Here is a 21,347-nt window from a genome sequence, read left to right as displayed (position 1 = left end):
TCCCCATGAGCAATCCGCCTGCCGGGTGGTACCCGGACGCCAATGGTGACTCCCGCTATTGGGACGGCAACGCCTGGACCGAGCAGACCCAGCCTTCGGGCGAGGCAGTCGACCCGGCCCAGCCCAGCCAGTCCGCCGAGTCCAGCCAGCCCGCCCAGCCGGCTGAGCCGGAGCAGGCCCAGCCCGAGCAGGGTCAGCAGGCCTGGCAGGGCGGCGCGCAGCAGCAATCGGCGTACGGCCAGCAGCAGTCCTGGCAGCGTGCCCAACAACAGGGTGCCCAGCAGCCTTGGCAGGGCGGACAGCAGCAGTCCTGGCAGGGCGGACCGGCCGGTGCCCAGGGGCAGGAGCCCTGGCAGTCGGGTCAGGGCACTCCCCAGAAGTCCAAGACCCCGCTGATCATCGGCGCCATCGTGGCCGTGCTCCTGCTGGTCATCGCTGGCGCAGTGGCCGCCTTCCTGATCGCCGGCGGCGACGATGACGACAAGTCGGCCGACGACCCCGAGTCGTCGCAGTCCAGCGAGCCGACCGACGAGCCGACCGACGGGCCCACCTCGGACGACCCCACGACGTCGCCGATCGACCCCCAGACCAGCCCCGCGCCCGGTGGCGACGCCGGACCGGCGGTCACTGCGGTCACCGGCTATCTCGACGCGGTCACCCGGCAGGACTGCCCGACGATGAAGAGCCACGTCACCGGTGCGGCCGAGGCCGCAATCCCTGACTGCGACGGCTTCACCCCGAACCCCGGCTACTCGGCCGAATACGAGATCACCGGCTCCCGGATGGTCGGCGAGAAGGCCGAGGTGGACACCACCGAGTCGTTCACGATCGACGGCAGCACCCCGAAGACCGGCAACTGCACCTACTCGGTGATCCAGGAGTCGGGCACCTGGCTGGTCGAGGGAGCGCGCTGCTCATGACCGAGGACAACACCCCGACCTATGTCAGCAAGGGGCAGGAGTTCGCCCGGGACATGAACTACATCCCGGACCGGATCCTGGCGTCGGGGTCCTCGCTCGACCCACTCGACGACCGCTTCCCGAGCGGGTCGAAGGACAGTCCTCGCGACGTGCAGGTGTGGCCCGTCGAGCCCGGCCGGTATCGGCTGGTCGCGGCGAAGGCCTGCCCCTGGGCGAACCGCGCGATCATCGTGCGCAACCTGCTCGGCCTCGAGGACGTGATCTCGATCGGTTTGCCCGGGCCCACGCACGACAAGCGCAGCTGGACCTTCGACCTCGACCCCGGTGGTGTCGACCCGGTGCTCGGCTTCGAGCGCCTGCAGCAGGCCTACTTCGCCCGGTTCCCCGACTATCCGCGCGGGATCACGGTGCCGGCGATGGTCGACGTACCGACCAAGGGCGTGGTCACCAACGACTTCCCGCAGATCACCCACGACCTCTTCTTCGAGTGGCGCGACCACCACCGGCCCGATGCCCCGGACCTGTGGCCCGACGATCTCCGCGAGGAGATGGAGTCGGTGATGCAGCGGATCTTCACCGAGGTGAACAACGGTGTCTACCGGTGCGGTTTCGCCGGTTCGCAGGAGGCCTACGAGGCGGGGTACGACCGGCTCTGGACGGCGATGGACTGGCTGGAGGAGCGGCTCACCGACCGTCGTTACCTGATGGGCGACGCGATCACCGAGGCCGACGTACGCCTGTTCACCACGCTGGCCAGGTTCGATCCGGTCTATCACGGGCACTTCAAGTGCAACCGGAACAAGCTCACCGAGATGCCGGCCCTGTGGGGCTATGCGCGTGACCTGTTCCAGACGCCCGGGTTCGGCGAGACGATCGACTTCGACCAGATCAAGGCGCACTACTACGTCGTGCACACAGACGTGAACCCCTCAGGGATCATCCCGAAGGGGCCCTCGCTGGAGGAGTGGCACTCGGCGCACGGCCGCTCGTGACTCGCTGAGGCTCAGCTCCGACGCAGCAGGAACGGCAGACCCAGGCGGCGTACGCCGGGCCCGTCGGTGAACGTCATGCCCAGCAGGGTGTCAGTGTCCAGGATCCGCACCTCGTCGCGGATCCAGCGCCACGGGCGCGGGGCGTCGGCGGCATAGGAGACGACCGCGACCGGGCGCCGGTCGGCCCAGGAGGCATCCTCGCCGAGTCGCATCGGCAGCGTCTCTTCGAGGCCACCGCCGGTGGTGTGGAGGAGGTTGATCCCGGTGTCGCCGGTGAACTGCTTGCCGAACCACCGCGGCAGCCCGATCAGGCCGAGGCCGCGCGGAGCCACGGTGCGCAACGGGGCCAGGAAGGACGCTTCCCAGCGGCCCTCGAGGCTCGCAAGGTCCGGCGTGGGCAGGCTCGACCAGGCACGGCGGGCCTGCAGGACGGTGGTGGGTGCGGTGGTCATCGGGTCTCCGGGACGGGTCGGGCGGAAATGTGGATTGCGGGCTCGGCGTTGGGAGGCGGCGGCACCAGCCGGGCCGCTCGTTCGGCCATCGCGGTGATGGTGAGCGACGGGTTCACGCCCAGGTTGGCGGGGATGACGCTGCCGTCGACGACATAGAGGCCCGGGTGCCCGAAGACCTCGTGGTTGGTGTCGACCACGCCGGTCTCGGCGTCGGCACCCATCACGGCACCGCCGAGCACGTGCGCGGTCACCGACAGGCCGCCGACGGACTCGCCGAGCAGGTTCATCGCTCGGCCCCCGGTGACCTCGGCCATCGTGCGTGCGGTGGCGTTGGCGATCGGCAGATAGCTGGGCACGGCCGCGCCGTGGGGCAGCTCGGAGCTGAGGTGGCTGCGCCATCTCAGGAACCGGCCGCGCTTCAACCGCAGCCGCAGCGCGTTGTCGGTGCTCTGCATGACGGTCAGCACCGTGAGCCGCTCGAGCAGCTTGCGCCCGGCCAGCGTGCGCGCCTGGCGCAGCGGTCCGAAGAGGATGGCGGCCAACGTGGCCAGGGCCCGGCGCAGCGGCCGGTGGCCATCGACTAGCGGACCGAGCTGGAAGCGCATGTGCCACCCACCCATGTAGCGGTTCTGGGTCACGTGCGTGACGTCGTCGGGGTGGAAGTCGCTTGAGATGGTCGGCCCGCGGGACAGGTCGGTGCCCGGTTCGTGCAGGACCGCGGTGATCGCCTCCGAGTTCGTCCGCACCGACTCGCCCAGTCGCGCCGAGAGGTTCGGCAGGGTTCCCAGCTCGTCGCGGCAACGCAGCAGCAGCTCGACGGTGTCGAGCACGCCTGCCGAGACCACCACGCGTCGCGCGCGCAGGGTCCGCGTCGGCTCCTTGCGCCACGGGTGCCGCACGGTGACGACGTACCCCTCCTCGGCCAGGGGCGCGATCTCGGTGACCTGCGACTCCGGCTCGATCCGGGCGCCGGCGCGCTCGGCGAGCCAGAGGTAGTTGCGGGTGAGCTGGTTCTTCGCGCCGTAGGGGCAACCGAGCAGGCACTCGCCGCACAGGCGGCAGCCGGTGCGCTCCGGGCCGGCGCCGTCGAAGAAAGGGTCGGGCTCGGTGACGCCCTCGCGACCGAAGTGGATCGCCACCGGGACCGGGCCGTACGTCGAGTGGGCGCCCATCGCCCGCGCCGTGTCCTCGAGGTGGTGGTCCATCGTGCCGACGAACGGCGTGCGCGCCCGCCCGAGCATCGCTGACGCGGTGGCGAGGTGGGGCGCCAGCTCGCTCTCCCAGTCGTCGTGCAGGTCGGCCCAGGCGCCGTCGCGATAGAACGCGCGCGGCGGCTCGAGGAGCACGCCGGCCCAGACGATCGATCCGCCGCCGACTCCGGTGCCGCCGATCACCGCGACGTGGCGGAGGATCCGCTGCCAGAAGAAGCCGCGCATGCCGAGGCTGGGTTGCCACAGGTAGGCCCGCGGGTCCTTGCGGGCGCGGAGCAGGTCCTCGTCGGTGTGCCGGGACCCCTTCTCGAGCAAGACCACCCGGTGCCCGGCCTCGGCGAGCCGCAGCGAGGTGACTGCACCACCGAACCCGCTGCCGATGACGAGCACATCGGCATCAAAGCGTTGCGAACCCAATTCAGTGCTCCTTGTGGGAAGGCCTCGCTCCGCGAGTGCCGCTCAGCTCCTGGAAGTCAGGAGCGCTTGAGGTGATCGACGAGCTCCAGCAGGTGCTCGACCGAGCGGGCGAAGGTGCCACGAGACCATTCGCCGGGCATGGAGGAGTGGTGGTAGAGGCCTTCGCCGATCAGCATGATCGCCTCGGCGGCGTAGCGGTCGCCGACCTCTTCCTGGATGAGCTCGAGCCAGGCCTGGTGCACCCACTCGAGAGCCTCCACCGCAGGCTGCCACGACGACTGCGCCAGTCGGAGCATCGCGATGTAGTAGGTGTCGAGGTCGGAACCGCTGGTCCACGAGGTCCGCACGTAGTGCCGAGCCGGCCCCTCTGCTGCCTCGGCCATGCTGGCCAGGTCCTGCTCGCAGCTGAGGCGGAACTCCTCGAGGGCGGCCTCGGCGAGCGCTTCCTTGCTGGGGAAGTGGTAGAGCACTCCGCCCTTGGACAGCTCCGCGCGAGCCGCCACCGCATCGATCGTGGTGGCGCGCTCACCGTCGCGTCGGAGAAGCTCGCAATAGGCGAGCAGCGCCTTGTTGCGGGCCTTCGGCGGGCGGCTCATGGGGCGACCCTATCCAGTGGCGGAGGTCACCGCAGATTCGTTCGTAACTGTACCGGCCGGACGGTATAGTAATCGGGTGACCATCCACCAGCTCGAATTCGCTCCCGAGCAGCTCACCCGCCGCGCGCGGTGGGCCGCTCTTGGCGTGCTCATGCTGCCGGTGCTGCTGGTCTCGATCGACAACACCGCGCTCAGCTTCGCGGTCCCCTCGCTGTCGCGATCCCTGGCTCCGAGCGGCAACCAGATCCTCTGGATCATCGACATCTACCCGCTCGTGCTGGCCGCCCTGCTGGTGACGATGGGCTCCCTGGGTGACCGGTTCGGTCGCCGCCGGATCCTGCTCACCGGCGGCATCGGCTTCGCCGCCGTCTCCGCCCTGGCCGCCTTCGCCCCCTCCGCCGGATGGCTGATCGTGGCCCGTGCCCTGCTCGGCATCTTCGGCGCCATGCTGATGCCGGCGACGATCTCCCTGATCCGCAACATCTTCACCGACGCCACGGAGCGGCGTACCGCCATCGCGATCTGGATGTCCGGCTTCTCCGCCGGGGCGGCGCTCGGCCCGATCGTCGGCGGCTGGCTGCTCCAGCACTTCTGGTGGGGCTCGATCTTCCTGATCGCGGTGCCGGTGCTGATCCCGCTGCTCGTCCTGGCGCCGCGGCTGGTCCCGGAGTCCCGCGACCCCGAGCCCGGCCCGATCGACCCGGCCGGCATCGCCCTGGTCACGGGCGCGCTGGGCGCGCTGGTCTATGCGATCAAGGAGCTGGCCACCCACGGCCCGACCGGCACCACGATGCTGATCGCCGCGTTCGGTCTCGCCTGCGGCATCGCGTTCGTGCGCCGGATGCTGGTGCGCCGCAACCCGATGCTCGACGTACGCCTGTTCGCGAACCCGATCTTCTCGGTCGCGCTGATGGTCAACCTGGTCAGCATTTTCGCGCTGGTCGGCTTCATCTACTTCCTCGCCCAGCACCTGCAGCTGATCGCCGGCCACTCGCCCCTCGAGGCGGCGCTGATGATGGTGCCCGGACTGGTCGTCACGGTCGTGCTGGGACTGGCCGCCGTGCCGTTCGTACGCCGCTTCGGCGCGCTGCCGGTGATGGTCGTCGGGGTGCTGCTCAACGCCATCGGCTATCTGGTGGTCTCAGCCCTGGGCCACACCGGCTCGGGCCTCGCCCTGCTCGTCGGCTTCGTGGTCGTGTGCGCGGGCGTCGGAATGGCCGAGACCGTCTCCAACGACCTCGCGCTCAGCGCGGTTCCTCCCGCCAAGGCGGGGGCCGCCTCCGCAGTCTCCGAGACTGCCTATGAGGTCGGCGCCGTGCTCGGGACCGCCGTGCTGGGAAGCCTGCTCAACCTCGCCTACCGCCAGGGCATCTCGGTGCCGGTGACCGTCGGTGAGAGCGCAGCCGAGCAGGCACGCGCCACCATGGGCGGTGCCGTCGAGGTCGCCGCCGACCTGCCCACCGCCTCGGCCGATGCCCTGCTCGCCTCCGCGGGCCACGCCTTCGACTCCGGGGTGACCCTCACCGCAGCCATTGCGAGCGTGCTCTGCTTCGCAGTGGCTCTCGGTGCGGCGCGGATCCTGCGTGGTCGAGTCTGATCGGTAACTGATGGGTTGGTGCCTGCGCTGGCGCTAAGTGATGGGTTGGCTGCTCGGTCGGCACCAACTGATGGGTTCGTCGGACGGCGTGTTCCTAACTGATGCGTTGGCAGCCGGAGTCGAGCTAACTGATGCATTTGGGGCCCGAAAGTGCCTCTGACGGGGCCCAAAGCATCAGTTAGGTGAGCGACCCCTCCAGCAGTTCGCCCAAGGCATCAGTTGGTTGTGCGAGCCCTCGAGCACACCGCCCACCCATCAGTTAGGTGTCCAACCCCTTGCGGGGAGGCGCGCGCCTACGTCACTATATGCGCATGCATGCATATACCGATGAAGAGCTGGACGCGCACCTGCCCGTGGCGGTCGAGATCTTCTCCCTGCTCGCCGACGCCACCCGGGTGCGGATCGTGCTCGCCCTGCGCGACGGTGAGCAGTCGGTGGGCGTGCTCGCCGAGGAGGTCGGGAAGTCCCAGGCCGCCGTCTCGCAGCACCTCGCCAAGCTGCGGATGAGTCGCGTGGTGAGCACACGCCAGGGCGGCAACCGGGTCTTCTACAGCCTGGCCAACCAGCACGCGCTCGAGCTCGTCGAGGTCGCCTTCAACCAGGCCGAGCACGCGGTCGACGCCGTGGTCCGGCACTCGGATTGGGCGCGCTGATGGGTCACGGGCACGCGCACACGCACGCCACCGGCCGGGCGGAGGACCGCAAGCGGCTCCAGATCGTCCTCGTCGTCACTGCCACGGTGATGGTGGTCGAGGTGATCGGCGCGTTCGTCACCGGCTCGTTGGCCCTGCTCGCCGACGCGGGACACATGGCGACCGACGCGGCCGCAGTCCTCCTTGCACTGGGGGCGTCGTACGTCGCCACGCTGCGCCCCGGGCCTGGCTCGACGTTCGGCTATCACCGTGCCGAGATCCTGGCCGCGTTGCTCAACGCCCTTGTCCTGTTGGGCGTCTGCGGCTACCTGGCCTATGCCGGGATCACCCGGTTGGCCGATCCCACCGAGGTCGAGGCCGGTGCGATGATCGCGTTCGCCCTCGTCGGCCTGGCTGCCAATGCGGTCTCGATGATGATCCTGAACCGTTCCGACACCGGGTCGCTCAACCTCAAGGGTGCGGCCAACGAGGTCTTCGCCGACCTCCTCGGCTCGGTGGTCGCGGTCATCGCCGGGGTGGTCATCGTGGCCACCGGCTTCCATCGCGCGGACTCGATTGCCTCCCTGGTGATCGCGGTGATGATCCTGCCGCGCTCCTTCATCCTGCTGCGCGACTCGGTGCGGGTGCTCCTCGAGATCGCGCCCGCCGACCTCGACCTCGCCGAGGTGCGCGAGCACCTTGCGGCCGTGCCCGGTGTCACCGACGTGCACGACCTGCACGCCTGGACGATCACCAGCGGACTCTCCAGCCTCTCCGCGCACGTCACCGTCACCGACGAGATGTTGGCCCGGATCGGCGTCGGGGGAGTGCTCGACCAGCTGCAGGAGTGCGCGGCCGGCCACTTCGAGCTGCACCACTCGACCTTCCAGGTCGAGCCGGTCAGCCACCGACAGCACGAGGACCTCGGCGCCGCGGAGTGCGACTGACCAGGACTGCAGCGTGCAGACGCGAGCGCGTTCAAATGACGGTCGCCTGTACCCGAACGGCCAACTTAGGTTAGCCTTGCCTGCATGAGTGAAGAGAACGTGTTCCGTGGTGAGGGTCTGGAGCTTTCCTACCACGACCGCACCGTCGTGCACGCCGCCTCATTGAGCGTCGAGCCCGGCCGGGTGCACGCTCTGGTCGGCCCCAACGGCAGCGGCAAGTCCACCCTGCTGCGCGCGATGGCCCGGCTGCACAAGGCCGATGCCGGCACGCTCTCCCTCGGCGACCAGGCTGTCTCCACCCTGAGCAAGCGCGAGTTCGCCCGGGTGATCACCCTGCTCTCCCAGAACCGACCGGTGCCATCGGGGGTCCCGGTTGCCGAGGTGGTCGAGTTCGGCCGTCACCCCTACCGCGGCAAGTGGCGCGCCAAGGACCCCGAAGGTGCCTCGGCCATCGCCTGGGCGATGAAGGTCACTGGCGTCAGTGAGATGGCCGAGCGCGGCGTCGACGAGCTCTCCGGTGGCGAGCTGCAGCGGGTCTGGCTGGCCTGCTGTCTGGCCCAGCAGACCGACGTACTCCTCCTCGACGAGCCCACGAACCACCTCGACATGCGCTATCAGGTCGACATCCTCGACCTGGTCCGCGACCTCGCCGACGAACACGGCGTCGCGGTCGGCGTGGTCCTGCACGACCTCAACCAGGCCGCGGACGTCGCCGACGACATCACCATGCTCCACAAGGGCGTGATCCAGGCGACCGGCTCACCCGCCCATGTCCTGACCGCCGACCGCGTCTCCGCGGTCTATGGCCTCCCGGTCGCGATCACCCGCGACCCGGTCACCTCGCAGGTCGGCGTACAGCCGGTGCATCGCACCGTACGTCGTCTCCAGCAGCTGGCCTGAACCACCAGCCGGTCCCACCTCACCACTCCGCCACCAAGAAGGACACCGTCCCCGTGAAGAAGTTGCACAGCCTTGCCCTGATCGGCCTCCCCTTGGCCCTCGCCCTGTCCGCCTGCGGCACCTCCGAGACGACCGACGACGCGAAGTCCGGCGACAATGCCGGCGGCCCGGTCTCGATCACCGACTCGCGCGGCGAGAAGATCGAGCTCGACAGCCCCGCCACCCGCGTTGTGTCGCTGGAGTGGATGCAGACCGAAGCCCTGGTCAGCCTCGGTGTGATGCCGGTGGCGCACGCCGACGGTGACGCCTACAACACCTGGGTCGCCAACGCCCAGGTCGACGACTCGGTCAAGGACGTCGGCAAGCGCGCCGAGCCCAGCTTCACCGAGATCATGAAGGCCGACCCCGAGCTCGTCATCGCCGACTCCACCAGCCCCGAGGCGATCGTCAAGCAGCTCGAGGACAAGGACGTGCCCGTCCTGGTCCTGGACACAGCCGACGGCACCCGCCAGCTCGACCTGATGAAGGAGAACGTCAAGACGATCGCCGAGGCCGTCGGCAAGACCGACAAGGCCGACAAGATCATCGGCGACCTCGACGCCTCGCTGGACGCGGGCAAGAAGGCAATCGCCGAGAGCGACGCCGCCGGCGCGAAGTTCGCGATGGCGGACGGCTGGGCCGAGGGCGCCACCGTCACCATCCGCCTGTTCGGTGAGGGTTCGCTGATGTCCGACCTGGCCGAGGGCCTGGGCCTGAAGAACGCCTGGACTGGCGAGGTCGACAAGGAGTGGGGCCTGGGCACCACCGACCCCGAGGGCCTGACCAAGCTCGGCGACGACGTCCGCTTCTTCTACAACAGCCCGGTCGAGGCCGAGGACGTGTTCGGTGACGAGCTCGCCAAGAACCCGATCTGGAACAAGCTCGAGTTCGTCACCAGCGACCACCTCTACCCGCTCGAGAAGGGCGTCTGGACCTTCGGTGGTCCGGTCTCAGCGCAGGAGTTCGTGGACCAGGTCGTCGCCGACCTGACCAAGTGACCCGAGTGATCCAACGCTCGTGACCCTGCGCAGTCTCTCCGGATTCCTCGGACTCGCCCTGGTGGCGCTCGCCGCCAGCGCCGTGCACCTGACGCAGGGCACCTCCGAGATCGGCCTTGCCGACCTGCTCGACCTCGCCATCGGGCGCGGGGACCAGCTGACCCGTGACGTGTTCATGGGTTCGCGGCTCCCGCGCCTGCTTGCCGGCGTCGTCGTCGGCTTGGCCGTCGGGGTCTCCGGCGCGCTCCTGCAGTCGGTCACCCGCAACCCGCTCGCCTCGCCGGACACCCTGGCGATCAACGGCGGCGCCTGGTTCGCCGCCACCCTGGTGGCGGCGTTCGGCCTCTCGCTCCCGCTGATCGGCCAGGGCAGCGTCGCGTTCGCCGGCGGACTCGTCGGTGCCGCGGTGGTGCTCGCCCTCTCCGGCGGCGCCTCGGGACCGGCCCGTCTGGTCCTGGCCGGCTCGGCGCTCGCGCTCGCCCTCGGCTCGATGACCGGGATGCTGCTGCTCCTCTTCGAGGAGGAGACCCAGAGCCTCTTCGCCTGGGGCAACGGCAACCTCGTCCAGATCAGCATGGACGCCCCGGTGAAGGGCGCGGTCGTGGTCGGCGTCGTCGTACTGGTCTCGCTGCTGCTCTCGCGCCGTCTCGACCTGATCGCCCTCGGCGACGACGCGGCCACCAGCCTCGGCGTCAACGTGCGACTGATCCAGCTGGTCGCCGTGCTGCTCTCCGTGCTGCTCGCGGCACTCGCCGTCACCGTCGCCGGCCCGATGGGCTTCATCGGCCTCTGCGCCCCGGTGATGGCACGGCTGTCCGGCCGCTGGATCAACGACGTCCACAAGCACCGGGTCCTATTGCCGCTCTCCGGGATGATCGGCATCGTCCTGGTCGTCCTGGCCGACGTGCTGATGCGGTTGGTGCCGCGCGGACCGTTCGCACCCGGCGTACCCACCGGTGTCGCCACCACCTTCTTCGGCGCGATGGTCCTGGTCGGGGTCGCCCGCACGTTCCGCCAGGGCGGCACCGTCCCCGAAGCGCCGTCGGCCCGCAGCCGCACCGGCTCCCCCTTCAAGTTCACCGTCCCGCTGGTCACCGGCCTGGTGGTGCTGCTCGCCGGCGCCACCGTCCTGGGCCTGCTCGCGGGCCACGGCTGGTCCCTGATGGGCGACGACCGGCTGCTGATGGGCGACGTCGTCAACTGGCTTGGCGGCAACTCCGGCAACTACGTGACCTACACCCTCGAGGAACGCGTCCCGCGGCTCCTCGCCGCCACGTTCGCCGGCGCTGCCCTGGCCCTGGCCGGCTGCGCCACCCAGGCGGTCTGCCGCAACCCGCTCGCCGAGCCCGGCCTGCTGGGCGTCACCGCCGGCGCCGGGGTCGGCGCGATCACCTGCATCGCGTTCGCCGGCATCTCCGCCCTGTGGCTGATCAACATCTCGGCCTTGATCGGCGCGGCCGTCGCGTTCGCCATCGTGTACGCCGTCTCCTGGCGCGGTGGCCTGGACTCGATCCGGCTGGTGCTCGTCGGGGTCGGTGTCGCCGCCGTGGGCCAGGCGCTGATCTCGTTCATCCTGATCAGCTCCAGCCCCTATGACACCCAGCTCGCGCTGACCTGGCTGAACGGCTCGACCTATGGCCGGACCTATGAGCAGGTGGTCCCGCTGATCATCGTGGTGCTCCTCGGCCTGCCGATCCTGCTGCGCCACCGCAACGACCTCGACGTGATGGCCCTGGACGACGACACCCCGCGCGTCCTCGGCCTGTCGCTGGAGAGGACCCGGCTGCTGCTCCTGGTCACCGCGGTCGTGCTCACCGCCGCCTCCGCGGCAGCGATCGGCCTGGTCGTCTTCACCGGCCTGGTCGCGCCGCACGCGGCCCGCGCGATCGTCGGCTCACGACACATCCGGGTGCTGCCGGTGGCGATGCTGCTCGGGGCGATCCTGGTCAGCGTGGCCGACACCCTCGGCCGCAACGTGATCGCGCCCGATCAGGTCCCCGCAGGCATGGTGACCGCGCTGATCGGGACGCCATACTTCGTCTGGCTGCTCTGGCGATCGCGGGCCTGAGACCGGTTCACAACCATCTGGTCACGACGCCGCCGCCAGATTGGCGATGGCCGGGGCCGACCGGTACCTTGAAGTTCAATGGTGTGGTGCCCGTCACAAGGTGCGGATCCGCGCCATTGACGCACGACCAGCACACCGTCCGGGACCCACGGCGTACCACCCATGACGCCGGGACCCGGGCACCTGTTCCCACACCCGGCGCGGCGACCCCGCAGTCCGGCGAAGAGAAGGAGTGGACGCGATGTCCCCGGATCCCACCAGCACGGATCAGGTCCGCACGGATCAGTTCGGGCCAGACCTCGTCGAGGTGTTCGGCCCCTCGCAGCAGGACGGCGGACCAGACCTGGTCCAGCTGCTCACCCCCGAGGGCGAGCGAGTCCACCACCCCGACTTCGACATGGACTTCAGCGCCGAGCAGCTGCGCGGCTTCTACCGCGACATGGTGCTGACCCGGCGCATCGACACCGAGGCCACCGCCCTGCAGCGCCACGGCGAGCTCGGCATCTGGGCCCAGTTGCTCGGTCAGGAAGCCGCCCAGATCGGCGCCGGCCGCGCCCTGCGCCCCCAGGACTACGTCTTCCCGACCTATCGCGAGCACGGCGTCGCGTGGTGCCGCGGGATCGACCCGCTCGACCTGCTCGGCCTCTTCCGCGGCGTCGACCACGGTCGCTGGGACCCGGCCGAGAAGAACTTCGGCCAGTACACGATCGTCATCGGCGCACAGGTCCTGCACGCCACCGGCTATGCGATGGGCATGCAGCGCGACGGCGTCGTGGGCACCGGCGAGCCGGACCGCGACGCGGCCGTGATCGCGCACTTCGGTGACGGCGCCTCCTCGCAGGGCGACGTCAACGAGGGCTTCATCTTCGCCGCCTCCTACAACGCCCCGGTGGTCTTCTTCTGCCAGAACAACCAGTGGGCGATCTCCGAGCCGATCGAGCGCCAGACGCGGATCCCGCTCTACCAGCGCGCCCTCGGCTTCGGCTTCCCCGGCGTGCGGGTCGACGGCAACGACGTGCTCGCGACGTACGCCGTCACCCAGGCCGCACTGCAGCGCGCGCGCGAGGGGCAGGGCCCGACCCTGATCGAGGCCTACACCTATCGGATGGGTGCCCACACCACCACCGACGACCCGACCCGCTACCGGCTCTCGGCCGACGTGGAGCACTGGAAGCTGAAGGATCCGATCGCCCGCGTCGAGGCCTACCTCAAGCGCAACGGGCTGGTCGAGGGTGGTTTCCTCGAGTCCGTCCAGCAGGAGGCCAACGAGCTCGGTCACCACCTGCGGGAGGGCTGCAAGTCGCTCCCGGACCCGGATCCGCGCGGCATCTTCGACCTCGTCTATGACGAGATGCCCGAGGAGCTCACCCAGCAGCGGGACGAGTTCATCGCCTATCACGCCTCCTTCTCCGAGGAAGGGGCGTCGGCATGAAGATCACACTCGCCAAGGGCCTCAACATGGGGCTGCGCAAGGCCATGGAGGACGACCCCAAGGTCCTGATCATGGGTGAGGACGTCGGCACCCTCGGTGGCGTCTTCCGGATCACCGACGGACTGCAGAAGGACTTCGGCGAGGACCGGGTCATCGACTCGCCACTGGCCGAGTCCGGCATCGTCGGCACCGCGGTCGGGATGGCGATGCGCGGCTATCGCCCGGTCGTCGAGATCCAGTTCGACGGCTTCGTCTATCCCGCCTACGACCAGATCGTCTGCCAGGTCGCCAAGATCCACTTCCGCTCCAAGGGCAAGACCAAGATGCCGATGGTCATCCGGATCCCCTTCGGTGGCGGCATCGGTGCGGTCGAGCACCACTCGGAGTCGCCGGAGGCGCAGTTCGCGCACACCCCGGGCCTCAAGGTGGTCGCCTGCTCCAACCCGGTCGACGGCTACTGGATGCTCCAGCAGGCAATCGCCTCCGACGACCCGGTGATCTTCCTCGAGCCCAAGCGGCAATATCACGCCGACAAGGCCGAGCTCGACGAGTCGGTGCTGCCCGCGCCGCTGTTCACCTCACGCGTGGTCAAGAGCGGCACCGACCTCACCCTGCTCTCCTACGGCCCGACCGTGAAGACCTGCCTGAAGGCAGCCGACGCCGCTGCCTCCGAGGGCCGCTCGCTGGAGGTGATCGACCTGCGCACCCTCTCGCCGCTGGACATGGGCCCGGTGCTGGAGTCGGTACGCCGTACCGGCCGCGCCGTCGTCGTGCACGAGGCGCACGTCAACCTGGGGATGGGCTCGGAGATCGCCTCGCGGATCACCGAGCAGTGCTTCTTCTCCCTCGAGGCTCCGGTGCTGCGCGTCGGGGGCTTCGACACCCCCTATCCGCCGTCGCGGATCGAGGAGGACTACCTCCCCGACCTCGACCGGGTCCTGGACGCCGTCGACCGCTCGTTCGAGTTCTGAGGAGGCTGACCGATGGCTGAGTTCAAGCTGCCCGATGTCGGCGAGGGTCTCACCGAGGCCGAGATCGTGTCCTGGAAGGTGAAGGTCGGCGACGTCATCGAGATCAACGACGTGATCGTCGAGATCGAGACCGCCAAGTCCCTGGTCGAGCTCCCTTCGCCCTATGCCGGCACGGTGCTGGCCCTGATGGTCGACGAGGGCCAGATGGTGGAGGTTGGGACGCCGATCATCTCCGTCGGAGACCCCGAGTCGGCAGTTGTTGACCCCTCCGGCGCCGCTCCGGCGTCAACAACTGACGGGTCGACGATGGAGATCGACCTGTCCAACCCGGCGGCCTCCGGTGGCGGTGAGGGCGAGTCCCTGGTCGGTCGGATGAAGGCCGAGCGAGGTCCGGTACGCCGTCCTCGCCGCGGGTCGGCATCGCCGGCCAGCGAGTCGGCCGCCGCCACCCAGATGCAGGTCCAGGGTGCCTTCGCGCCCGGCGGTGCACAGTCCGAGCCGGTGATCGAGGCCGACGAGCCGGCAGTTCCCGCGGTCCCGGCGAGCGAGCCGCACCGGGAGGCGATGGTTCCCCCGGCAGCGACCGGTAGCGTCCGCGCGCTGGCCAAGCCACCGGTGCGCAAGCTGGCCAAGGACCTCGGCGTGGACCTGGGATCGGTGCGCGCCACCGGTCCCGACGGCACCGTGACCCGTGACGACGTCCAGGCTGCCGCCGGCGGTGCCTCTGGCGTCACCGAATCTGCGGGTGGCGCGCCCAGCGGACGAACCGCCGACCGGGACCAGTCCCAGCGCGAGCACCGCGAGCCGATCAAGGGTGTCCGCAAGATGATGGGCCAGGCGATGGTGGACTCCGCGTTCACGATCCCGCACGTCACCGAGTGGATCACCATCGACGTCACGGCCACGATGGCGTTCGTCGAGCGGCTCAAGAAGCGGCGCGAGTTCAAGGACGTCAAGGTCTCACCGCTGCTGGTGCTCTCGCGTGCGGTGATGCTGGCGATGCGACGTACCCCCGAGATCAACTCGTTCTGGGACGGCGCCGCGGGTGAGGTGGTCTTCAAGAACTATGTCAACCTCGGCATCGCCGCGGCCACCCCGCGGGGCCTGGTCGTGCCGAACGTCAAGGACGCCGACCAGCTCTCGCTGCTCGAGCTCGCCGAGGCCCTGTCCGCGCTGGCCCGCACCGCGCGCGACGGCAAGACCCAGCCCGCCGAGATGAGCGGTGGCACCTTCACGATCACCAACGTGGGGGTCTTCGGGGTCGATGCCGGTACGCCGATCATCAACCCGGGCGAGTCCGCGATCCTCTGCTTCGGCTCGATCAAGAAGAAGCCGTGGGTCGACGAGGACGGCGAGCTCTGCGTCCGCGACGTCACCACGCTGGCGCTGTCCTTCGACCACCGGCACGTGGATGGTGAGAAGGGCTCGCGGTTCCTGGCCGACGTGGCCTCGATCCTCGAGGACCCGGCGAGCGCGCTCCTCTTCTGAGCAGTCGCGGGGCATGGTCGGGCACAATCTGCCCATGCCCCGCGAGCTCACCGAACCCGCCGACCTCTGCCTGCCCCACGGCCGGCTCAACCCCGAGGCGATCGGTTGGTCCCGCACGCCCCTGCACACCGCCAACCTGCGTGGCTGGGGCCGGAACAAGCGCTGGGAATACTGGGGGATCGTCACCCCCACCCACATCGTCGGGGTCGTCGTGTCGTCGCTGGACTATGCCGGGGTGCACAGCCTTTACGTTCTCGACCGGGCGACCGGTCGTGAGCTGAGTCCGGAGGCGGTCGTGCCGTTGGCGCGCGGAACCGTGCTGCCGCCCACGAGCGGTGTCGGTACGGCGTACGCCCGCGGCAAGGACTTCGAGATCCGGATCGCGCAACCCGGCGACGGATCGGTCCGGCTGACCGCGCAGGCCGAGGACGTCGCGCTCGACCTGCGGATCGGGGCGGGCAATGACGCGCTCGGGGTGCTGGTGCCGTGGAGTGAACGCCGCTTCCAGTACACCCTCAAGGACGTCGGGCGCCCCGTTGACGGGACGCTCACGATCGAGGGAGTCGAGCACCCGGTGAGCAGTGCGGACTCGTTCGCGGTGCTCGACCACGGCCGCGGGAAGTGGCCCTACTCGATGACCTGGAACTGGGCCGCGGGCAGCCGACCCGGCGGCGACCTGGCGATCAACCTCGGTGGCAAGTGGACCGATCGGACCGGGCAGAGCGAGAACGGCCTCTTCGTCGACGGCTGGCTGCACAAGATCCACGAGGACCTGCGCTGGACCTACGACCGCAGCGAATGGCTGAAGCCGTGGCGGATCGACGGTGAGCGGGTGCAGGTCGAGTTCACGCCGTTCCACGAGCGCGTCGCGACCACCAACCTGCTGGTGCTCGCCGGCGAGACCCACCAGTGCTTCGGCCACTTCTCCGGCTGGGCGAGCACCGACGAGGGCGAGCGAGTCGATCTCGACGGGCTCGTCGGCTGGGCCGAGGAAGCCCGCAACCGCTGGTGAGCGAGCCGGTTCAGCTGGCCGGCGTGCGCTTGCCGAACTTTGAGTAAGCCGTCGCCACCGAGCCCAGCGCGACACCTGCGACCTTGCTCGCCACCCGGCCGGTGGCCAGGCCACGCGGTCGCCGGGGGTTCTTGATCGCGTCGGTGCCGCCGTCGATGGTGACCACCGCGCCGACGATCAGGGAGGCAGCGTCCGAGAGCAGGAAGGCGATCAGCGAGGCGACCTCGTCGGGGCGTCCGGGCCGGCGCAGGGCGGTCGGATAGGTGTCGGCGAACTTGCCGAAGACCGGGTCGCCGCGGACCTCGTCGGTCATCGGGGTGGCGATCAGACCCGGTGCGATGGCGTTGATGCGGATGCCCGACCCGGCCCAGTCACGACGTACTCCCTCGCGACGCGCCCACCAGGCAACGGCTGCCTTGGTCGCGGGATAGGCCATCACGGCGGGCACCTTCGCGGCGAGCGCGCGGGCAGCCTGCTCGTCGCCCTTGAGGCAGGCCTTGGCCAACGGCGCCGACCAACCGGGCTGGCAGGTGGTCGAGTTGGAGGAGAGGAAGACGACCGCGGCGCCCCCCTCGGTGGCCGCCATCAGGTCGCGCAGACCGGCGACCACCTCGACGGCACCGAAGTAGTTGACCGAGACCAGGAGCTGGGAGTCGCTGCCGCTGATGCCGGCCAGGCCAGCGCAGGCGACGACGCCGTGCAGCTCGTCGGTCTGTTCGCGTACTGCGGCCACGGCGTCGGCGCGACCGGCTGCGGTCGAGAGGTCCGCGACGACGTCGGCGTCGCGTCGGTCGATGGTGATCACTCGGTGGCCCTGCTCGCGCAGCAGTGCGGTGGTGGCTGCGCCGATGCCGGAGGCTGCGCCGGTGACGGTGTAGGTCTTCATGCGCCGAACCTAGCGGCTCCGGGCAGGCGTGAGCCGAACCGTTCCACGCCTCGCACAGCCCGGGTCACAGGTAGCGCGCGCTGCGGGCCTCCACCGACCCGGGGCCGGCTGCCAACAGCTCGGCCAGCTCGAACTCCAGCACCGCGCCGACCCGTCGGCAGAACTCCTCCGGCTCGTCGGCGGCGTCCGGCTTCTCGGCCACGATCCGGTCCACGATCCCGCGGGAGTGCATCTCGATCGCCCGCACCTGCTGGGACCTGGCCATCTCGGGGGCGTGGTCGAGGTCGCGGTGCACGATCGCGCTCGCACCCTCGGGGGGCAGCGGGGAGAGCCAGGCGTGCTGGGCCGCGATCACGGTGTCGGCAGGCAGGAACGCCAGCGCCCCACCGCCGTTGCCCTCGCCGAGCATCAGGCACAACGTCGGCGCCTCGAGGGTGACCAGGTCGGCCAGGCAACGTGCGATCTCGCCGGCCAGCCCGCCCTCCTCGGCCTCCTTGGACAGGGCCGCGCCCTGGGTGTCGATCACGGTCACCAGCGGCAGGCCGAGCTCGACGGCCAGGCGCATCCCGCGGCGGGCCTCGCGCAGCGCCTCGGGGCCCATCGGGTGGTCGGTGGTCTGCCCGCGGCGGTCCTGGCCGAGGAAGACGCACGGGGCGTCACCGAACCGAGCCAGTGCGATCAGCAGGCCCGGGTCGGCCTCTCCCTGGCCGGTGCCGTTGAGGGGGACCACGTCGGTGGCGGCGAACTTGAGCAGACGGCGTACGCCGGGACGGTCCGGTCGGCGGGAACGGGTCACCGCATCCCAGGTGTCGACGTCGGGGATCTCGTCGGTCGGTGGCGCGGCGACGGAGGCGATCCCGGCCCGCGGCGCGAGCAGGATGGCCAGGGCCCGGTCGACGATGTCGGCCAGTGCGTCCGGCGGCAGCACGGCGTCGATGATGCCGTGGAGATAGAGGTTCTCCGCGGTCTGCACGCCCTCGGGGAACGGCTTGCCGTAGAGCGCCTCATAGACGCGCGGCCCCAGGAACCCGGTCAGTGCGCCGGGCTCGGCAACGGTGACATGGCCGAGCGACCCCCACGAGGCCATCACGCCGCCGGTGGTGGGGTTGCGCAGATAGACCAGGTAGGGCAGGCCCGCCGCCTTGTGCTGCGCCACGGCCGCACTGATCCGCACCATCTGCACGAAGGCCGGTGTGCCCTCCTGCATCCGGGTGCCGCCACTGATCGGCGCGGCGAGCAGCGGCAGGCCGGCGGCCGTGGCCCGCTCGATGCCGGCGACCAGGCGGTCGGCAGCGTCGCGGCCGATCGAGCCGGCCAGGAAGGTGAACTCCCCGACGAGCACGCCGACCCGTCGTCCGCGGATCAGACCCTCGCCGGTGATCACCGACTCGTCGACGCCGGACTTCTCCTCGGCGCGCACCAGCTGCTCGGCATAGTCACCGCTGATCCCGGCCCGGGCAGGCGGGGCGTCCCACGAGGTCCAGGAGTCGGTGTCGAGGACGAGATCGATCAGCTGGTGCGCGGTCAGGCGTTCGGTGCTCACGCTCGAAGGCTAATCCACCGCGGCGTGGCCACCTCGACCCAGCGTTCCTCGTGGAAGAGATCAGGAACGCTTGGGTGTGGTCGGTGAGTTGAGCCAGCCGTCGAAGAAGTCACTGAGCTCCTCACCGGTCTCCTTCTCCACCCAGTCGAGGTATTCCTTGCGGGTCGGGTTGCCCATCGGGTCCACGGTCGGCCACTTCTTGACCATCGCCCAGAACTTCTCGTCGCCGAGCTGCTTGCGCAGCTCGTGCCACATCAGCGCGGGGCCGTAGTAGATGTTGCTGCGCCCGAACTTCGTCGGGTCGTAGTCACCGGGAGGGCCGGCCTCCTTGCGCTCGCTCGCCTCCGGGTCGGCATAGGCGTCCATCAACTGGTCGAGCGACCGGCCGGTGACCTCCGCTTCGTGGATCAGCTGGAGATACATCGCCATTCCCTCGTTCATCCACACGTCGCGCCAGTCCGAGGGTGACACGATGTCGCCGTACCACTGGTGCGCGACCTCGTGGACGACGACGTCGTTGGACAGCGTGTATGCCGTGTTGCCGTAGGTGATCATCTGCTGCGTCTCCATCGCGCTCTGCGAGGCGACGACGACCGAGCCCATGGACGAGAACGGGAACGGGCCGAGATAGCCCTCGAGGAACTCGATCGCCTCGGGCGTATAGGCCATCGCCTCGGCCTGTGCGGCGTTGCCGGGCTCGGTCCAGTAGGTCAGCGGCACCCCGCTGGGCGTCTTGTCCTCGGTCATCTCGTAGTCGGCGATGGCAATGGTGATCAGGTAGGACGACGCCGCACTGTCCAGGTGCCACTGGGCGATCGACTTGCCGTCGACCTCCGTGCGCTCGACCAGCTGGCCGTTGGCCACACCGACGCGCGGCGCGTTCGTGGTGATGGTGAAGTCATAGAAGGCCTTGTCGGCGGGCTGGTCGTTGACGGGATACCAGGTGAACGCGCCGTGCGGCTCCTGCATCGTCCAGACGTCGCCGGTCTCGGTGATCGTGAAACCGGTGGTGGAGAAGTCGCCGCGATCGGTCGGTGCGGGCCAGGGCTCGGGCGTGCCGGTGTAGGTGATCGTGAGGAGGTGGCGTCCGTCCTTCTGCACCGCGGCCTTGACCGTCAGGTCCTTGCCCCGATGGACGACCTCGACCTCGTCGCCGTCCAGCGTGGTCTGGGTGACCTGCAGGTGATCGTCGAAGTCGAGCTTGATCGCCGCCTGGTCCTTCGTGGAACGGAAGGCGATCTCAGCGGTGCCCGTGAGGACGCGCTTGACCGGGTCCCAGGACAGGTCGAGGTCGTAGTGCAACGCGTCCACGCCGGGGTCACCGACGTCGGGATAGACGCTGTCCTCGACGGGCGTGCTCAGGGCCGGGTCGTACGCCGTGTCGTTGGGGTCGGCCTGCTTCCTCGTGGTCGGCTCGCGCGGGGTGGCTGCCTTGCCGACGGGTGAGCCGACGTCCCCGGGGTCGCTGACCAGGTTGAGGACGAAGACGATCGCGGCCGCGACCACGACGAGTGCGACCAGGCTGGCGAGGGACCCGATGAGTTTCGGCTTCACACGGGCAAGTCTGCCCGACTCCCGTGGTTGCAACCCCGAAGCTGAAACCGACAGCAGACCTGTTTTCGGGTCTGTCGGCTAGCATTGCACCATGACGACAATCCCGCTCACCGAGGCCAAGGCCAAGCTCAACGAGCTGGTCGACGAGGCAGTGACCATGCATGAGCGGATCACGATCACCCGCCGCGGGCGACCGGCCGCGATGTTGATCTCCGTCGAAGACTGGGACTCACTTCAGGAGACCCTCCACTGGCAGGCCGTCCCCGGCATCCACGACGACATTGCCGAAGCGAGGCGTGAGCTGGCCGAGGGCGCGGGCTTCAACGAGTCGCAGGCACGAGAAGCCCTTGGCCTGGCGCCTCGCGAGTGAGCGAGTCACGCACGTCCGGTCCCTATCGAGTGGTCCTCAGCTCCGCGGCAGTCCGGTCCCTCCACAAGGTCCCACCTCGGATCGCCGAGGCACTGGTGACCTTCGCCTTCGTCGCTTTGGCGGACAACCCACAACGCCGCGGCAAGCGACTCGTGGCTGAGTTCGCCGGCCTGTGGAGTGCCCGCCGCGGCGACTATCGGATCATCTACGAGATCGACGACGAGGTTCGGGTCGTCGGCATCGTCCGCGTCGCGCATCGCTCCGAGGCCTACCGGGCCCCCTGAGCGGCCGACCTCGTCCAGGTGACTGAGGGTGGTGGATG

Annotated in this window: 20 protein-coding genes; 14 read left to right on the top strand and 6 right to left on the bottom strand. The window is 69.6% G+C overall.

The window, feature by feature from the left end; translation table 11 throughout:
* Nucleotides 1-5: 5 nt before the first annotated feature.
* Nucleotides 6-920, top strand: a complete 915-nt coding sequence (locus BJ980_RS10815) for a DUF2510 domain-containing protein (RefSeq protein WP_179502295.1) — start codon at nt 6-8, stop codon at nt 918-920.
* Nucleotides 917-1,912 carry a glutathione S-transferase family protein gene (locus BJ980_RS10810; RefSeq protein ID WP_179502294.1) on the top strand — a complete coding sequence of 332 codons (996 nt, stop codon included), beginning with the start codon at nt 917-919 and terminating at the stop codon, nt 1,910-1,912. The genes BJ980_RS10815 and BJ980_RS10810 overlap by 4 nt, the downstream gene beginning before the upstream one ends.
* A gap of 11 nt (nt 1,913-1,923) precedes the next feature.
* On the opposite strand, the gene BJ980_RS10805 is transcribed toward BJ980_RS10810, so the two are convergent.
* The 3 genes from BJ980_RS10805 to BJ980_RS10795 are packed head-to-tail and all read right to left on the bottom strand — an operon-like array spanning nt 1,924 to nt 4,588.
* On the bottom strand, nt 1,924-2,364 hold the full coding sequence (locus tag BJ980_RS10805; RefSeq protein WP_179502293.1) for a hypothetical protein: 441 nt from the start codon (nt 2,362-2,364) through the stop codon (nt 1,924-1,926).
* Nucleotides 2,361-3,992 (bottom strand): GMC oxidoreductase, encoded by a 1,632-nt coding sequence (locus BJ980_RS10800; RefSeq protein WP_179502292.1) that lies wholly within the window; start codon nt 3,990-3,992, stop codon nt 2,361-2,363. The genes BJ980_RS10805 and BJ980_RS10800 overlap by 4 nt, the downstream gene beginning before the upstream one ends.
* A gap of 56 nt (nt 3,993-4,048) precedes the next feature.
* Nucleotides 4,049-4,588 carry a TetR/AcrR family transcriptional regulator gene (locus BJ980_RS10795; protein WP_179502291.1) on the bottom strand — a complete coding sequence of 180 codons (540 nt, stop codon included), beginning with the start codon at nt 4,586-4,588 and terminating at the stop codon, nt 4,049-4,051.
* A 76-nt stretch (nt 4,589-4,664) separates the two neighbouring features.
* On the opposite strand from BJ980_RS10795, the gene BJ980_RS10790 reads away from it, so the two are divergent.
* The 10 genes from BJ980_RS10790 to BJ980_RS10745 all read left to right on the top strand — a co-directional run bounded on the left by BJ980_RS10790 (nt 4,665) and on the right by BJ980_RS10745 (nt 16,672).
* Nucleotides 4,665-6,185, top strand: coding sequence for an MFS transporter (locus tag BJ980_RS10790; RefSeq protein ID WP_343047782.1), 1,521 nt, complete (start codon nt 4,665-4,667; stop codon nt 6,183-6,185).
* 311 nt (nt 6,186-6,496) lie between these two features.
* The gene (locus tag BJ980_RS10785; protein ID WP_246279957.1) at nt 6,497-6,838 is read left to right on the top strand and encodes an ArsR/SmtB family transcription factor; all 342 of its coding nucleotides are present in this window, start codon (nt 6,497-6,499) and stop codon (nt 6,836-6,838) included.
* Nucleotides 6,838-7,764 (top strand): cation diffusion facilitator family transporter, encoded by a 927-nt coding sequence (locus tag BJ980_RS10780; protein ID WP_218855477.1) that lies wholly within the window; start codon nt 6,838-6,840, stop codon nt 7,762-7,764. Before BJ980_RS10785 ends, BJ980_RS10780 begins: the two co-directional genes overlap by 1 nt.
* Before the next feature lie 84 nt (nt 7,765-7,848).
* Nucleotides 7,849-8,664, top strand: a complete 816-nt coding sequence (locus BJ980_RS10775) for an ABC transporter ATP-binding protein (protein WP_179502287.1) — start codon at nt 7,849-7,851, stop codon at nt 8,662-8,664.
* A 53-nt stretch (nt 8,665-8,717) separates the two neighbouring features.
* Nucleotides 8,718-9,701, top strand: a complete 984-nt coding sequence (locus BJ980_RS10770; protein ID WP_218855476.1) for an ABC transporter substrate-binding protein — start codon at nt 8,718-8,720, stop codon at nt 9,699-9,701.
* Between the two features lie 19 nt (nt 9,702-9,720).
* Nucleotides 9,721-11,769, top strand: a complete 2,049-nt coding sequence (locus BJ980_RS10765; protein ID WP_179502286.1) for a Fe(3+)-hydroxamate ABC transporter permease FhuB — start codon at nt 9,721-9,723, stop codon at nt 11,767-11,769.
* Nucleotides 11,770-12,010: 241 nt separating this feature from the next.
* Nucleotides 12,011-13,201: a pyruvate dehydrogenase (acetyl-transferring) E1 component subunit alpha gene (pdhA, locus tag BJ980_RS10760; protein WP_179502285.1), complete on the top strand. Its 1,191-nt coding sequence runs from the start codon at nt 12,011-12,013 to the stop codon at nt 13,199-13,201.
* Nucleotides 13,198-14,172, top strand: coding sequence for an alpha-ketoacid dehydrogenase subunit beta (locus BJ980_RS10755; RefSeq protein ID WP_179502284.1), 975 nt, complete (start codon nt 13,198-13,200; stop codon nt 14,170-14,172). The genes pdhA and BJ980_RS10755 overlap by 4 nt, the downstream gene beginning before the upstream one ends.
* A 12-nt stretch (nt 14,173-14,184) precedes the next feature.
* Nucleotides 14,185-15,660 (top strand): dihydrolipoamide acetyltransferase family protein, encoded by a 1,476-nt coding sequence (locus tag BJ980_RS10750; RefSeq protein ID WP_179502283.1) that lies wholly within the window; start codon nt 14,185-14,187, stop codon nt 15,658-15,660.
* A gap of 34 nt (nt 15,661-15,694) precedes the next feature.
* Nucleotides 15,695-16,672 carry a DUF2804 domain-containing protein gene (locus BJ980_RS10745; RefSeq protein WP_218855475.1) on the top strand — a complete coding sequence of 326 codons (978 nt, stop codon included), beginning with the start codon at nt 15,695-15,697 and terminating at the stop codon, nt 16,670-16,672.
* Nucleotides 16,673-16,682: 10 nt separating this feature from the next.
* Here BJ980_RS10745 and BJ980_RS10740 read toward each other — a convergent pair whose 3' ends face one another.
* The 3 genes from BJ980_RS10740 to BJ980_RS10730 form a co-directional block, all read right to left on the bottom strand.
* A complete protein-coding gene (locus BJ980_RS10740) occupies nt 16,683-17,558 on the bottom strand; it encodes an SDR family oxidoreductase (RefSeq protein WP_179502282.1) in 876 nt (291 codons plus the stop codon).
* A gap of 64 nt (nt 17,559-17,622) precedes the next feature.
* Nucleotides 17,623-19,101, bottom strand: a complete 1,479-nt coding sequence (locus BJ980_RS10735; protein WP_179502281.1) for a carboxyl transferase domain-containing protein — start codon at nt 19,099-19,101, stop codon at nt 17,623-17,625.
* 60 nt (nt 19,102-19,161) lie between these two features.
* A complete protein-coding gene (locus tag BJ980_RS10730; protein WP_179502280.1) occupies nt 19,162-20,655 on the bottom strand; it encodes a M1 family aminopeptidase in 1,494 nt (497 codons plus the stop codon).
* A 91-nt stretch (nt 20,656-20,746) separates the two neighbouring features.
* Here BJ980_RS10730 and BJ980_RS10725 point away from each other — a divergent pair, with 91 nt between their 5' ends.
* Nucleotides 20,747-21,025, top strand: coding sequence for a type II toxin-antitoxin system Phd/YefM family antitoxin (locus BJ980_RS10725; protein WP_179502279.1), 279 nt, complete (start codon nt 20,747-20,749; stop codon nt 21,023-21,025).
* Complete coding sequence (locus tag BJ980_RS10720; RefSeq protein ID WP_218855474.1) at nt 21,022-21,309, top strand: type II toxin-antitoxin system RelE/ParE family toxin; 288 nt, start codon at nt 21,022-21,024, stop codon at nt 21,307-21,309. The genes BJ980_RS10725 and BJ980_RS10720 overlap by 4 nt, the downstream gene beginning before the upstream one ends.
* Nucleotides 21,310-21,347: the final 38 nt, after the last annotated feature.

The organism is Nocardioides daedukensis, from assembly GCF_013408415.1.
Classification (GTDB): domain Bacteria; phylum Actinomycetota; class Actinomycetes; order Propionibacteriales; family Nocardioidaceae; genus Nocardioides; species Nocardioides daedukensis.
The sequence above is the reverse complement of the archived record's forward strand: the minus strand, read 5'-3'. Positions and strand labels throughout refer to the sequence as shown.